Raw genomic sequence first — 12,925 nt, forward strand, 5'->3', positions numbered from 1 at the left:
CTGCCCACAACAATGGCTTCCATGAATAATCAAAAGTTCATTTTCTAGCATTTTTTCTTTGTTTTGGCTGTTTTTGAGTTGATTGCCTGTTTTTTGGACTGATTGAAAGAAGTCAAGAATGGACAAAGCGCTGCCTTGCGGGTGGGTTGTTCACTCGCCTTGTTCTTTACTTCTACAGTATCAGTCCATATCTTGCGATCATCAAATACAAGCCATGCTTCCATCAGAGATCCATGCTATTTATGGTCTCAGTTTCCGGTTAGTTTAGTAAGTGCTCCAGCCCCATACTATAATAGAGTTCCTAATTATTGGACTCACACAGTGTTGAGAGGTCTGGAGCTTTTTGATGGGCTTGATCCAATGGTCTCTGCCACGGACTAAGTTGAATATCCTACCTGGTAAGGTTCACCCGTTTTTAGGACATGATATATTCTTGACAAGAGCTTTCTTGCTATGATAACTATGGCTCGTTTGCCGGTATGTCTTTGCAATAGTTCCTCGTATCGATTCAGCATCACCGGATCGCGTTGGACAGTGGTCCAGGCACATTCGATCAGTGAGCTTCTCAGTCCCTGATGATGGCGATAAGTCATGTATCCTTTTCGGTCTGATTCACCGCTGGAATGGACCATCGGTTTGAGCCCGATATAACTGTTGAAGTGTTTGAAATTCCTGAAACGGTTAACATCCTCTATTTCGGTGAGCAATTGTACTGTTGTCAAAGGACCTATCCCGGGAATCTGTCTCAGCAGCTTGGAGTTTGCCTTGTATTTGGATTTTCGCTGTAGCGCACGGACAGAAATGGAGACCTTCAAAAAGTGACGGTAGGTAAATTCAAACTGATCGAGCAATAAATCCATTACCAGTCTGCTGCTGTCCGAAGGGAGCTCTACGATGGCCAGCCAGTCCAGAAAATCCTTTGTCCAATAAGGATTATCGTATTTAGGAGGTGTTTCTATCCCGTTTTGAAGGAGTTTGTCCTTGATCCTGTTTTTTACTCTAACCAAGTCTGCCCAGAGCCTTTTGCGATATCGGAAGAGCTGGCGATCACCTTCTGTTTCCAGGGTAGGCACGTGGATTCCTCGCAGCAGTCCTGCACGGAGAGCTTTGGCCATTTTGCGACTATCCACAGGATCGGTTTTTTCACTACTTTCTTTATTGGTAGTGGGAAGATCAGCTGGATTGATCACCAGACATTCATATCCGAAACTCTTTAGATCCCGATAGATCCAAAAACCAAACTTACAGGCTTCATAACAGCAAATGATCTGATATTTTGGAAAAAACTTATCCAAGTAAGACTTCAAGGCTTTGGGATCAGGTGCCTGACTGAAGGTTTTATGATGGCAATTGGCTGTAATGATGCAAACGCTCCACTGGCGCTTGTGCACATCAATACCAATGAATAACTTAGGAGAAACTTCGGTGTCCATGATATATTCTTTTTGGTTCTGTCCTTAAAACGAACCAGATTATATCATGGGAACTATAAGTAATTGCTTGTTCTCGCCTACCTCTGAAAATCCTCGCGGATTTTCAGTTTGGTCTGTACTTGCAAAGTTAAGTGCTAAACCACGCAACTACTCATAGCCCAAGCGTTGTAGCCAATATAAAATCATTATAATGGAAAGAAGAAAATTCATTAAAAACACTACTTTTTTTGGTAGCGCTTTATTGATTGGATGTAATGGAAATCCTTCAGAAACTGAATCAATAAAACAAAACGTCAACGCAGATACACTTTACATTCCACCGAATGACAAACGAATAAAACTTAGCTATGAACAAACGGGTGACCAACTGACAACCGTCGAACTGAAGCTGCCACCAAAAATGTGTGGGCCAGCTCCTCATTCCCACGATGAGCTAGACGAAATAGTTCGTGTATTATCAGGTACTTTGACCGTAATGGTGGAAGATTCAATAGTTAAAATCCCAGAAGGTGGCTGGCATTTTAGACCGAGAAAAAAGATTCACGGATTTTGGAATGAAGAAGATGAACCTGTACATTTTATAGAGATTTACCCAAACCAAAATTTTGACGTAATGCTACAAAGAATATGGGATTTACGTAATAGATTGATTAAAAGCGGAATTTCGCTAGACTCCAAAGCGGCTTGGGAAAAAGTTGATGAGATTCAAAAAGAATGGGGAATTAAAATGTATCACGAAAGACGTAAAGAAATAATCGATAAGTACGGATTGAGAGGTTAAATAAAAACTGGCTACAACAATATACATGACGATCATGCTCCTAACGTCGCACGCCGCATGTACTAACCGTTACACACAATTATCAACCACTATGGTAAAACTATTTCTCACTTTAACTGTAGCCTTACTAAGCCAGATCACAGTTCTTGGTCAGGCGAACCAACGATTTAATTCATTCGAAGAGGCATTAAGAGACCCTGAGAAAGTTAAATGGCTAGACTTGGTTTGTGAAGATATTCCAACAATTACGGAACAAATTGATAATTTCCCGAACCTTGAATCCTTTTACCTTACTGGATGCGAACTCGATGAACTTCCGGAAGGTCTTGGACAGGTTCAGAGTTTAGGGTTATTGAACGTTCAGGACAACAACTTAAGATCATTGCCGACAGAGTTAAAGGATTTGAAGCAGCTAACAGTTGCAAATCTGAGGAATAATAACTTTGAAGAATTACCAGAAGTTCTACTGACCCTACCCAATCTGAGAGAAATAGATTTATCTGGCAATGCACAACTGGATCTGAATAAAACTTTGAACTCGCTTTCTAAAGTTCAAAAACTCGACTTCTTGTATCTTAGTGGACTAGATATTTCCATAATTCCATTGAATGTCAAGGAGCTAAAACTATTGGAAGAACTGCATTTATCAAGTAATCCCAATCTGGATTTGCCTAATGTTTTTTCTCCGTTATCAACTACTCCCAATTTGAAAATACTGGTCTTATCAGATAACCAGATAACCTCTATCCCGAAAGAGATAACTTTGCTCAATCAATTGAAGGGATTGGTTCTCGACAATAATCCAAATATTGAGATCGACATACTAACCGAACACCTTGAACAATTACCCAATCTCAAGGTACTATTGCTCAGAAAGAACGAACTGACCAAACTGCCTGAAAATTTAGATGGCCTTCTGAACTTAGCCGTTTTAGAACTTAGTGAAAACAATTTCTCCGAATCGGAACAAACAAGGATTAAGTCCTTGTTGCCAAATACAAACGTAATATTTTGAAAAAAAAAGTGTGTAACAAGCACTAAAATGAATATGCGAACTGAGACCTTTGATAAGACAATAATACGAACCAGAAACTTCAGTGCTTCTAGCAGCTGGGGCGCATACTCATTTTAGTTGGTCGTTGTGTGGCATTGAAAAAAATGAGAGAAATATCTAAGTCAGAATTGAAATTGGTTAGCTATCTGCTTGAAAAGGCTGGTAGACAGACTCATATTCCGAAGATGGTAAGGCCATTACAGGATGGAGGAATGGGATCCATATCTTTTGACTTGAAAGGATCACGAAAACGAGACTCTCAAATAATTGGAGGATCGTTTAAGGATTCTGATGGTGTTCTTGTAGACTTTGAATTAACTGCTGACGAAAACAATGAAGTATACGAGCTGGATTTATGGAAAGTGGACTTTTCAATACTACTTAGATATCCTCAGCTGAATGAAATAAAAATAACGCCACACAACAATGGCTAAAATGCATGCCCGACCTACCCGACCAAAGCACGACATTTTAGCCTGGACGTTGTGGGGCATTAGGATTTAAAATTGTAAGAGCGGAAAAGAAAGTTAAATGAAAGAAGTTCAATTAACAGACGAAGAAATATCTATTCTTCAACAAGAAATTAATCATGCTGAGGATTATCGAACAAAGAAACTGAAAGAAGTAACGCTCATGGTTATCGGAGGGGTCATACTTTCAGCTACAATTTTTATTTTCAACAAAGGATTAAAGTTTAGTCAGATAATTATTCCATGTGCTGGACTTGGACTACTGATGATATTAATTTCTTTAATTGCTTGGTTTTTTGCGTACAAGCCTATAAAGAAAATGAAAAACGATTTATCTAATCAGACTAAGCTAATTGGGCATTCTGAAATTGAATCAATAAATGTTTTTAACAGAAAAATTACTCTAGTAGATGGGACCAAGGTTTGGCAAATGAATCAACATCAAGAAAAATGGAAAAAGGGGGATTTGATAATTTACAGTATGACCCCTAGTAATGAATATATATTTGAATGTGTGAAAACGCCCCACAACAAAAGCTAGCGCCAAGCCTAAGTTGAAAAGAAATTTGGTTGCTTTTTGCTCTAAGTTCTAACAATGAAACACGAATAGAAAACGCAAACATGGCCGGCCTGACCGCTAGCCAAACCGTTAGCAACAATTGAAATAAGAAATAAAGTTGGTGATGAATATCTACAAAATACATAAAGCTAATCCAGATATTTTTACTCAATTGTCTTTAAGAGACCAATTATTCTGTTACTACCAATGCCCTCAAAGGGAGAAAATCATTCAGCTTTATTCTAATCACAATCAATTGACATTTACATTAAGTGGAAAAAGAATAGTAAGACAAGGAGATAATAAATGGATACTTAGTCAAGAAACTGGATTTTTGGTAAAGAGGGGCGCTTTTCTTCAAGAATTGCCTAATAATTATTCAGATTGGGTAGTATTAGTTTTATACTTAAAGGACGATTATCTAAAGAAAGTTTTTGAGGAATTCAGACCACATTTTTCACTAGGGAATTTACCTAAAGTTGATTCGGAAATAATTCAAGAATTTACCATTGACGAAAAAATCCAAAACAGTTACAACAGCCTGCTTCCTTATTTCTCGAAACCACAATTATTGCCAGATTCTATTTTTGAGGGGAAATTCAAAGAATTGTTGTTTAACATCCTTATCCATCCAAATAATAAAAAAATTCTGGCCTATATCAATCAAATCATTGACAATTATACCATACCGATTTGGGAAATAATGGAAACCAATTATTATTATGATTTGAGAATCTCAGAATTTGCGGAAATTGCTAACAGAAGTACAAGCACCTTCAGACGAGAATTTGAAAAACATTATCAAACTACTCCTGGTAAATGGATAACAGCTAAAAGACTAGAAAAAGCTACTATACTGCTCCAAACTTCGAACAAAACTATCAGCGAAATAACTTTTGATTGTGGGTTTAAGAACATATCTCATTTCAGCAGAATTTTCAAAGAAAAGTTTCAATTGTCACCCACTGAATATCGTGAGCATAACAAACAATGAATAGTACCTGAGTAATAAAGTAAAAAGATTGACTTTTTAAGAAAATCTCAACTCATAATGGATTTCTAAATTGGTGGTATACTTATTAATCACTAAAATTTAGAACAATGAAGTATCTATTATTATTATCCATGCTGTTTTTATACTCTATTACCTTCGGACAAATTCCTGTAATTAATGAGCCAGAAGGTAAAACAGTAATTGAAAATGACAAAATGAAGGTAGTTGAACATGTCAGTCAACCGAAAGGTGACGTATGTGGATTAGGAATGCACCATCATGAACCACATTTGACTATTGTTTTAACTGATGCAAAAGTTCGGATTACACCTGAAAATGGGGAACCTCAAGAAATGGAAGTGAAATCCGGAACATCAATTTGGTTTGATGCCGCTGAAACTCATTCGGTTTCAAACATTGGAAACCAACCCACAAAAATGATTTTGGTATATTTGAAAGAATAAAAGACAAAGCTGTTGCCAACATTTTGTATAAGTAATGGCTGTTAAAAAATTAAATTTCAAGGCTTGTATCCCGCTCAAACTTTGTAGCGAGTTGACAGTAAATACCACGCAATCTGCCATTACTTATACAATTTACCGTTGTGCATCATTATCAGAAACCACTAATGAGTGAAAAAGGGGTCGCCGAAAACCTAGCAGAGTAGGTATAAAATCAAACATAAAAATTATGAATCTTATAGTACTTTATCCACAACCAACAGACCTAGAAAAATTTGAATCAGAATATTCTGCTCACGTTAAATTACTTCACGAGAAAACAGGAATACCCAACGATGTAAAACCTTATACAGTAACTAAATTTTTACAAGGACCTGAAGGTAAGCCACCTTTTTATCAAATGTTTACAATGCCTTTTGATTCGCTTGAAGCATTAAATGAAGTAATGTCTTCGTCAGGAATGCAAGAAGTTGCAGCAGACGCAAATAGGATTTCAACGGGAGGTGCACCAACAATCTTAATCGGAAAATTAAGTTAAAAAATAAGTCACTATTTTTAAGACTAACCACTAACCAATAATAAAATTCTTTAGAAAAATTAGACAAAAAATACTGACCGAAAATAAGTTCAGTAAATATCTAGTTTATGCAATTGGAGAAATTATTCCAGTAGTAATTGGAATATTGATTGCCTTAAGTATTAATAACTGGAATGAGCAGAGTAAAGAATCAAAATTGGAACTGGAAATATTAATTGGATTTTCAAAAGGTATTCGGACTTAGCCTTTTAGCGTTTATTATCCTTCTTTTTATAGTGGGTTATGCATTCGGAATTTCAATGAAGATAATCGGCTCGGCATTTTTTCTTTTACCAATAGTAATTGGATATTCCTATTTGAAGTATGGGGTGAATTGAATGAAAAACGTTTGCCAATCGTGTAGACGGCATTTAAAAGACTGATTTCACTTAGTGTTCCAACCATTTACACTAAAAACGCATCTTTTATTTGATGAAGAATTTTTTCCTAACCCTTATGCTTATAGGCTGCCTTTTGGTTTCTACTAAGAGCAATGCTCAAGAAAACTACCTAAAATACCATTCGAAGGTAATTGAGTGCGAACGACTAATTGTTAAAGAAAAATACAGTTCTGCAATTAATATGTTTGATTCTCTCTTTAAGCAGTTTGATTTCTTGTTTCTAAGAGACATCAAAGTTGCTACTGAACTCAGTGCATTCGAAAAAGATTATAAATCAGGAATGAAGTTCACTAGGCTGGGGATCAAGGCTGGGTGGACACTAAAAAGCATCAACAAAAATGACAATTTAAAGTCATTAAAAGATGGTTCAGAATGGGAGAAGATTGAATCAGAGTATGACTCACTCCACAAAATTTACTTATCAAGACTAAACCCTCAGATTAAAGAACAAGTACATGAAATGTTTAAGAAGGATCAGAAAAAGGCACTTGGTGCATTTATCAGAATTGGACAAAAGTCTAAAAGAAAGTATTCTGAAGAAAAATTTGCTCCTCATAGCGAACATCAGTTAGAGATCCTGGAGCAAATTATAAATGAATATGGTTATCCTGGTGAACGACTTATTGGAGATGACTTATGGGGTTCAGTGATTTTAAGTCACCATATTTCAATATCAGTGAATTACAATTCGAAAGACACTATATATAATCATTTAAGGCCGAAATTATTGAATGCATTGAAACAAGGTGAAATATCACCCTATGAATTAGCTCAAATAGAAGACTGGCGAATTGCTGCTTTAAACGATCATAAATTAACATCATATGGCTTTCTCGGTGCCATTCCAGACGATATAGTTCTTGAAACAATAAATAAAAATAGAACTACAATTGGATTAAGGAGCATTGACCTAAGAAATGAATTAATAGATGTTGAAAATGAAACAGGAATGAACATGCATCTACCCAAAGGATGGCAGAATGGAAAAATTAAACACAAAACAAAGGAGTAGTTAACCGATGTGATAGAATCAATACTAGTACTTTTGAACCACATAATTAGCTTCGACAGTACAATGGTGCTAGTTTTATGAATCAAAAGTTTGAAAAAACATGAATCGATTAGTACTATCAATTCCGGTCTTATTTAGTTTCCTGTTAGTTGGATGTAGCCAATCAAATGACAAAGAAATTGATGACACTTGGACATTTGTCAGTATGCCTGACTTTCTAAATGTTGATTGTGACTACCCACAAGAAGGTTGGGAAGATGCCCTCTCCTACATTTTAACTTCAGTAAAGGAAGAAAATCCAGATTTTTTGGTTGTTGCCGGAGATTTAGTCATGGGACATTGGGATAGTCCAGAATGGAACGATAAAGATACCATTGCAAAATATGCAGATCGATACTATTCAGCCTGGACAAGAAGAATGAATGACCATGGATTAAAATTTTACACTTCGATAGGGGATCATGAAGTGGGGGATAATCCTTGGAATAACCCAAAGAAATTAAAAGCAGTAAAGCTTTATAAAAATGCTTTTGCAAAGTATTTAGATATGCCAAAAAATGGACCAGACCACATGAAAGGCACAGCATTCTGGTGGCGGCATAAAAATGTCTTATTTATTTCTACAGATGTCTTTGAGGAAGGAGAGAGTGATCAAGGGTTTATAAAAGCAGGCGTTACGGGTAAGCAACTAGAATGGCTCAGGCAAGTATTGGAAGAAAACAAAGACGCTGACCATAGAATTGTATTGGGGCATGCTCCTACCCTTGGTCCTGTCAGAAAATGGAGTTCAAGTGGGTTGATGATAAAGGAAGGTCAAGATTCTGAGTTCTGGCAAACAATGAAGGAATACAATGTTGATGCGTATTTATGTGGTGAGGTCCATGCCATCACATGTACAGAAAGGGACGGTATTATGCAAGTAGCACACGGTGGCTTAATTGGATACAATACTCGGACTAATTATATGGTAGTTAAGGTCAGTCAGAATAAAATCGAATTAGAAATAAAAGAGATCGAACTATTGCCTCATGGGAATCATCTATGGCAAACAAAAAATAATAGACCTCTGGAAAATGTTACAATTTCGAAGGAAAATAAAGCGAAAGGTTTTTATCCTGTTGGATCAGTAACGATAAGCAAAACAGATGGTAAGCAATTTATCAATCGCAAAGGTTATTTTTTAAGAAAATATGAGACAAGTAATGAATATGCCGTCCCTATTTTTAGAAAAGATAATGACCAAGGTTTACCATATCAGCTGCCAAAAGTATTGATAAATGAAGACCAAAATAACTAAAGACTTCCAATAACATCTTGTGTGAATTATAGGATGAAGAACAAAACAAAATTCAATTGGAAAAATATTTTCCAATCCTAATTCCTGTGGCATTTCAATTGATTAATCTTATCCTCTTCAAGAGGACTTTTTAATCATTCCCAACAAAATTGGCCCTTCCAAAAAATCTTCGATTCACGAAGTTGTTGAGATTAGAACCAAATCGGTAATTAAACCCAAATCTGGAATCGACATTATATGCTGAAGGAAGGGTTACCCTCCCGCTTAATATATCCTGTTCGGTGAAATCTCCTGATGCTAGGTAAATCTGATCCTTTACATAGTTTCCTTCCACTCTCATAAAAAAAGAAAAATTCCCAGTGACACGGACTTCTGCACTAATATTCAAACCTGTGGACCAAGAGCTAAAATCATCTAGATAATTTCTCAGACGATATCCCACTTCCAGGTTACCCCATCGTTGATTTAGGCCAAGACTGGCTCTCAGGCTATGAAGGACCCTAGTTTCTTGAACTGCTCCATAAATCGTTTCTTCAACATATCTATTATTCCTGACCTCAACCCCATAGTTCACTCTAAGAAATCTGGAATTCTGCACTGATTCCGGAAAAAAATTGTACTCAACAGCCGGTCTAAAGCTGGTCTGAAATTTATAATTAAATCGGGTGTTCTGACGACCTGCTATATCATACCCATAGGACCATTTGGGTGAAATAGCCTTCACAAGCTGGTGACTAAATCCAAATTCTGATACATCAAATTTATTCTCCACTTCATCAATGATCTGGTTACCGTTTTCATCAAGAACCGGATTGCCATTGTCATCCACTCTTGGTTCTTTTTGAATCGTCCTTCTCAGTCTTTCATCTATTCTCCCGGAAAGGGATATTTTCCATTTATCTGTGATCCGGTCAATATTGATATCTCCACCAAAATTGATTTGCTTGCTCAATTCCTCTAATTCAATGTTTGCATCACTACCGACGTTAAATACCCAGTAGTTCCATGGATCAACTGTTTCCCGTGCAGTATCTTCCAAAACGCTAAGTTCAGTTTTCATGTTGATTTCGACCACCTCCCCTGCTTTGGTCTTCGCCACAAAAGGAGCCAAACCTAATTTGATAAACCGGGTAAGTTTTTCCCGAACTTCAAAGTCAGTATCCGTCTGTTTATTATTGACATACAGGGTGTCTGTTCTTCCCGCATGAATGTTTTGTTGACCTATAAAAATCAGTTGATATTGTCTTCCACCCCCACCAGATTCATTGTCATTAATGAGCACAAAGACGTCTGCTAGTTGATTATCCCTGTAGAAATCCACCGCTGTAATTTCTGTTCTGATAAAATCCATATCACAGCCTCCATCTCTCCGATTACAGCCATCGATAAACACCCGTAGCTTATTGGGAGGGTTGTTATTTTCAATTAATGTTTGACTAATCGCAGGAGGGTCAAAGGAAAAGAATATCAGAATTAGTAAAAATGGTGTTTTTCTCATTTGATTTGGGGTGAATCACGTGGACCATAGCCTTTAAATCAAGGTTGGATGGCAGTTATTATTATATAATACCATTATCATTTGAGAAAAAATATAGATTTCATATGAACGAGCTAAGAAATTGATTGTCGGTGCGGGCTAAAAAGTATCCAAAACTTTCCTATTTCCATTTTAAATAGCCAGAGATCAATAAATAGGACAAACAAAATTCTTACTTTGGTTTAGTAACTCCCAATTTTACTGTTAGCAGTGCCGAAATAAACGTATTAGGCCGCAATGGATTTTTTACAAGGGGCACAAACCATTTTCAACATGAGAGGAATCTTCGTTCTATTTTCGTTTTTCATTTATGTCTCAAATCTAAATGCCCAGCAAAAGGTTAGCTATTTGCTTCAACAGCAAGCAGATTTAAATAAAGTAACCATTCAAATCACATTTGAAGGTTTATCGGCCAGTGATGCCAATTTAGTGATTCCAAGAAGTGCACCAGGAACCTATATTCTAACCAACTACATCACCTTTGTGGATGATGTTGTAGGTTATACAGCTACAGGAGAGCAGTTGCCAGGGATGATTGGGGATGGAAGCTTCTTTACTTTTGGAGCAAGTAATGAGCTTTTGAATAAGGTGAGTTATACGGTCGACATTCAAAAAATGGAAATTGATTTATTGGATGCCTCCACGAGTTCCAAAGCCAGAGAAGACTATATGGGACTATTCGGCTATTCTATCTTTGGGTTTATTGAAGGAATGGAAGCAGAGGCCGTCAATTTAACGATCAACACTGAGCCTTCTTGGCCTATTTTCAGCACGCTAAGACCTGATACCAATCGCAAATCGGGAACGGATACATATAAGATTGAAAACTATGCCGCTTTGGTTGATGCCCAGTATCTCTTGGGTAATGGAGTCCAGGTCATTCGAGTTGAAGAAGCACAAATCCCTTTATATGTAGCAGCCTATGCTGCGACAAGAAATGATTTGGAAGGTATAGGGAAAACAGGTTTATCATCGCTAAAGAAGCTATCTGATTATTTTGGATACGTTCCTATGCCTCATTATACCTTAGTTTATGAGTTTCTGGAACCCATATCACCTAGACATGACTACGGTTTCAATATGGAACATCTCAACAGCATGACGGCGCACAGGGATATTTCGCTGGAATATATTCCGAATAGAGATTTAGGAACTATCGTACATCATATGGGGCACTCATGGGTTCCATTAAGATCCTGGGGAGAAGGATACCGCCCATTTGCATGGCAAGTGGCCCCACTAATCGAAACAATCTGGCTGAATGAAGGATTTATTTGGTATGTTTCTTTCCAGCAAATCCTAAGCGACGAGGCAAGGTTAAATTGGTGGAAATCCAACATGGACAATGCCCCAGATTTTATTAAAACCAAAACCTTAAAGGAATTATCTCTTTTAGGTTCAACCCAATATGCCTCTGATTTTAGAATAGGAAAAAACCTTTTTTCAAGAGGAGCTTTAATGGCTTATGATTTGGATGAGTATATTCAAAAACAAACCAATGGGAGTAAATCCTTTAGAGACGCGATTCTTGGTTTGCTAAATTGGTCAGAAGACAATCAAAGAGCATTTAAATACAATGAGATTGAGCCCATCATGTCCAAGGCAACGGGAGTTGATTTAAGTCCGATATGGAATAAATGGCAAAATGCCCCGGAATAGCTTATGTTATGGTTAGGTAATATTTTAAATTAGGTGTACCTATAAGCCTTTGAATGGAAAAAGGTTGCACAATCTAGGGTAGTTATGAGGAAGCTGTAAATAGTTAAAGCTATGTTCCAGAATCTTCTACCCATCAAAAAAAGATAATCTCATGCCCAAAATCATATACTATGTAGCCAGTTCCCTTGACGGTTTTATAGCGGGACCCAATGATGAAATAGGTGATTTCGTTCCAAGTGGAGATGGAGTAAATAAATACTTAGCTGACTTAAAAAAATTCAGCACAGTGATCATGGGTCGCAGAACATACGAATTTGGTTATCAGTACGGTCTTGAACCAGGGCAGCCTGCCTATGCTCATATGGAACACTATATTTTTTCCGATTCCTTAAAATTTGAAAAGAAGTCTGACTTGGTACACATAGAACCAAAATCAATTGACCGAGTAAATGAAATTAAAAGTAAAGCTGACACTGACATTTACTTATGTGGCGGAGGAGAGTTTGCTGGCTGGTTATTAGATAATGGGCTTATTGACCAGTTAAAGTTGAAACTCAACCCGATTATTCTTGGGGAAGGAATAAAGTTATTCGGTAACTCAAGCCAAAAGGCAAAATGGATTTTAAAGGAAACGGAATCATTTAAGGATGGACTCACTATCCTGACTTATGATATTAGAAAGTAATACTG

Annotated in this window: 15 protein-coding genes; 13 read left to right on the plus strand and 2 right to left on the minus strand. The window is 37.0% G+C overall.

Translation table 11 applies throughout. From position 1 onward, the window contains the following. Positions 1-192 precede the first annotated feature (192 nt). Complete coding sequence (locus ALPR1_RS15840) at positions 193-381, plus strand: hypothetical protein (protein WP_153231819.1); 189 nt, start codon at positions 193-195, stop codon at positions 379-381. Here ALPR1_RS15840 and ALPR1_RS15845 read toward each other — a convergent pair. Beyond that, positions 378-1,433 (minus strand): IS110 family RNA-guided transposase, encoded by a 1,056-nt coding sequence (locus ALPR1_RS15845; RefSeq protein WP_008201692.1) that lies wholly within the window; start codon positions 1,431-1,433, stop codon positions 378-380. The genes ALPR1_RS15840 and ALPR1_RS15845 overlap by 4 nt on opposite strands. 190 nt (positions 1,434-1,623) lie before the next feature. Between ALPR1_RS15845 and ALPR1_RS15850 the strand changes: the two genes are divergently transcribed. From ALPR1_RS15850 to ALPR1_RS15890, 10 genes are all read left to right on the plus strand, one after another. Beyond that, a complete protein-coding gene (locus ALPR1_RS15850; RefSeq protein ID WP_008202202.1) occupies positions 1,624-2,214 on the plus strand; it encodes a cupin domain-containing protein in 591 nt (196 codons plus the stop codon). Positions 2,215-2,305: 91 nt separating this feature from the next. Beyond that, positions 2,306-3,229 (plus strand): leucine-rich repeat domain-containing protein, encoded by a 924-nt coding sequence (locus tag ALPR1_RS15855; RefSeq protein ID WP_040302927.1) that lies wholly within the window; start codon positions 2,306-2,308, stop codon positions 3,227-3,229. 143 nt (positions 3,230-3,372) lie between these two features. Continuing rightward, positions 3,373-3,702 carry a DUF6984 family protein gene (locus ALPR1_RS15860; protein WP_008202205.1) on the plus strand — a complete coding sequence of 110 codons (330 nt, stop codon included), beginning with the start codon at positions 3,373-3,375 and terminating at the stop codon, positions 3,700-3,702. 97 nt (positions 3,703-3,799) lie between these two features. Next, a complete protein-coding gene (locus tag ALPR1_RS15865) occupies positions 3,800-4,279 on the plus strand; it encodes a hypothetical protein (protein ID WP_008202206.1) in 480 nt (159 codons plus the stop codon). A 142-nt stretch (positions 4,280-4,421) separates the two neighbouring features. Next, positions 4,422-5,291 carry a helix-turn-helix domain-containing protein gene (locus tag ALPR1_RS15870; protein ID WP_008202208.1) on the plus strand — a complete coding sequence of 290 codons (870 nt, stop codon included), beginning with the start codon at positions 4,422-4,424 and terminating at the stop codon, positions 5,289-5,291. A gap of 107 nt (positions 5,292-5,398) precedes the next feature. Beyond that, a complete protein-coding gene (locus ALPR1_RS15875) occupies positions 5,399-5,755 on the plus strand; it encodes a cupin domain-containing protein (RefSeq protein WP_083796183.1) in 357 nt (118 codons plus the stop codon). A 226-nt stretch (positions 5,756-5,981) separates the two neighbouring features. Further along, positions 5,982-6,290: an EthD family reductase gene (locus ALPR1_RS15880; RefSeq protein WP_008202212.1), complete on the plus strand. Its 309-nt coding sequence runs from the start codon at positions 5,982-5,984 to the stop codon at positions 6,288-6,290. Between the two features lie 124 nt (positions 6,291-6,414). After that, positions 6,415-6,534: a DUF6090 family protein gene (locus tag ALPR1_RS21035; RefSeq protein WP_262480525.1), complete on the plus strand. Its 120-nt coding sequence runs from the start codon at positions 6,415-6,417 to the stop codon at positions 6,532-6,534. Between the two features lie 227 nt (positions 6,535-6,761). After that, entirely contained in the window at positions 6,762-7,742 is a 981-nt protein-coding gene (locus tag ALPR1_RS15885; protein WP_040302933.1) for a hypothetical protein, read from the plus strand. 100 nt (positions 7,743-7,842) lie between these two features. After that, positions 7,843-9,039, plus strand: a complete 1,197-nt coding sequence (locus ALPR1_RS15890; protein WP_008202215.1) for a metallophosphoesterase family protein — start codon at positions 7,843-7,845, stop codon at positions 9,037-9,039. Between the two features lie 130 nt (positions 9,040-9,169). Here ALPR1_RS15890 and ALPR1_RS15895 read toward each other — a convergent pair whose 3' ends face one another. Further along, the gene (locus ALPR1_RS15895) at positions 9,170-10,537 is read right to left on the minus strand and encodes a hypothetical protein (RefSeq protein ID WP_008202217.1); all 1,368 of its coding nucleotides are present in this window, start codon (positions 10,535-10,537) and stop codon (positions 9,170-9,172) included. Positions 10,538-10,849: 312 nt separating this feature from the next. On the opposite strand from ALPR1_RS15895, the gene ALPR1_RS15900 reads away from it, so the two are divergent. Next, positions 10,850-12,235, plus strand: coding sequence for a M61 family metallopeptidase (locus ALPR1_RS15900; protein WP_153231825.1), 1,386 nt, complete (start codon positions 10,850-10,852; stop codon positions 12,233-12,235). 151 nt (positions 12,236-12,386) lie between these two features. Continuing rightward, positions 12,387-12,920, plus strand: coding sequence for a dihydrofolate reductase family protein (locus ALPR1_RS15905; protein WP_008202221.1), 534 nt, complete (start codon positions 12,387-12,389; stop codon positions 12,918-12,920). Positions 12,921-12,925 lie beyond the last annotated feature (5 nt).

It is taken from the genome of Algoriphagus machipongonensis, from assembly GCF_000166275.1.
GTDB classification, from domain to species: Bacteria; Bacteroidota; Bacteroidia; order Cytophagales; family Cyclobacteriaceae; genus Algoriphagus; species Algoriphagus machipongonensis.

Excerpts from the sequence above, each read along its gene's own strand:
- ALPR1_RS15900 (WP_153231825.1), top strand. The coding sequence starts at position 10,850 with ATGAGAGGAATCTTCGTTCTATTTTCGTTTTTCATTTATGTCTCAAAT.
- ALPR1_RS15885 (WP_040302933.1), top strand. The coding sequence starts at position 6,762 with ATGAAGAATTTTTTCCTAACCCTTATGCTTATAGGCTGCCTTTTGGTT.
- ALPR1_RS15850 (WP_008202202.1), top strand. The coding sequence starts at position 1,624 with ATGGAAAGAAGAAAATTCATTAAAAACACTACTTTTTTTGGTAGCGCT.
- ALPR1_RS15855 (WP_040302927.1), top strand. The coding sequence starts at position 2,306 with ATGGTAAAACTATTTCTCACTTTAACTGTAGCCTTACTAAGCCAGATC.
- ALPR1_RS15895 (WP_008202217.1), bottom strand. The coding sequence starts at position 10,537 with ATGAGAAAAACACCATTTTTACTAATTCTGATATTCTTTTCCTTTGAC.
- ALPR1_RS15905 (WP_008202221.1), top strand. The coding sequence starts at position 12,387 with ATGCCCAAAATCATATACTATGTAGCCAGTTCCCTTGACGGTTTTATA.
- ALPR1_RS15870 (WP_008202208.1), top strand. The coding sequence starts at position 4,422 with ATGAATATCTACAAAATACATAAAGCTAATCCAGATATTTTTACTCAA.
- ALPR1_RS15890 (WP_008202215.1), top strand. The coding sequence starts at position 7,843 with ATGAATCGATTAGTACTATCAATTCCGGTCTTATTTAGTTTCCTGTTA.
- ALPR1_RS15880 (WP_008202212.1), top strand. The coding sequence starts at position 5,982 with ATGAATCTTATAGTACTTTATCCACAACCAACAGACCTAGAAAAATTT.
- ALPR1_RS15865 (WP_008202206.1), top strand. The coding sequence starts at position 3,800 with ATGAAAGAAGTTCAATTAACAGACGAAGAAATATCTATTCTTCAACAA.
- ALPR1_RS15875 (WP_083796183.1), top strand. The coding sequence starts at position 5,399 with ATGAAGTATCTATTATTATTATCCATGCTGTTTTTATACTCTATTACC.
- ALPR1_RS15845 (WP_008201692.1), bottom strand. The coding sequence starts at position 1,433 with ATGGACACCGAAGTTTCTCCTAAGTTATTCATTGGTATTGATGTGCAC.
- ALPR1_RS15860 (WP_008202205.1), top strand. The coding sequence starts at position 3,373 with ATGAGAGAAATATCTAAGTCAGAATTGAAATTGGTTAGCTATCTGCTT.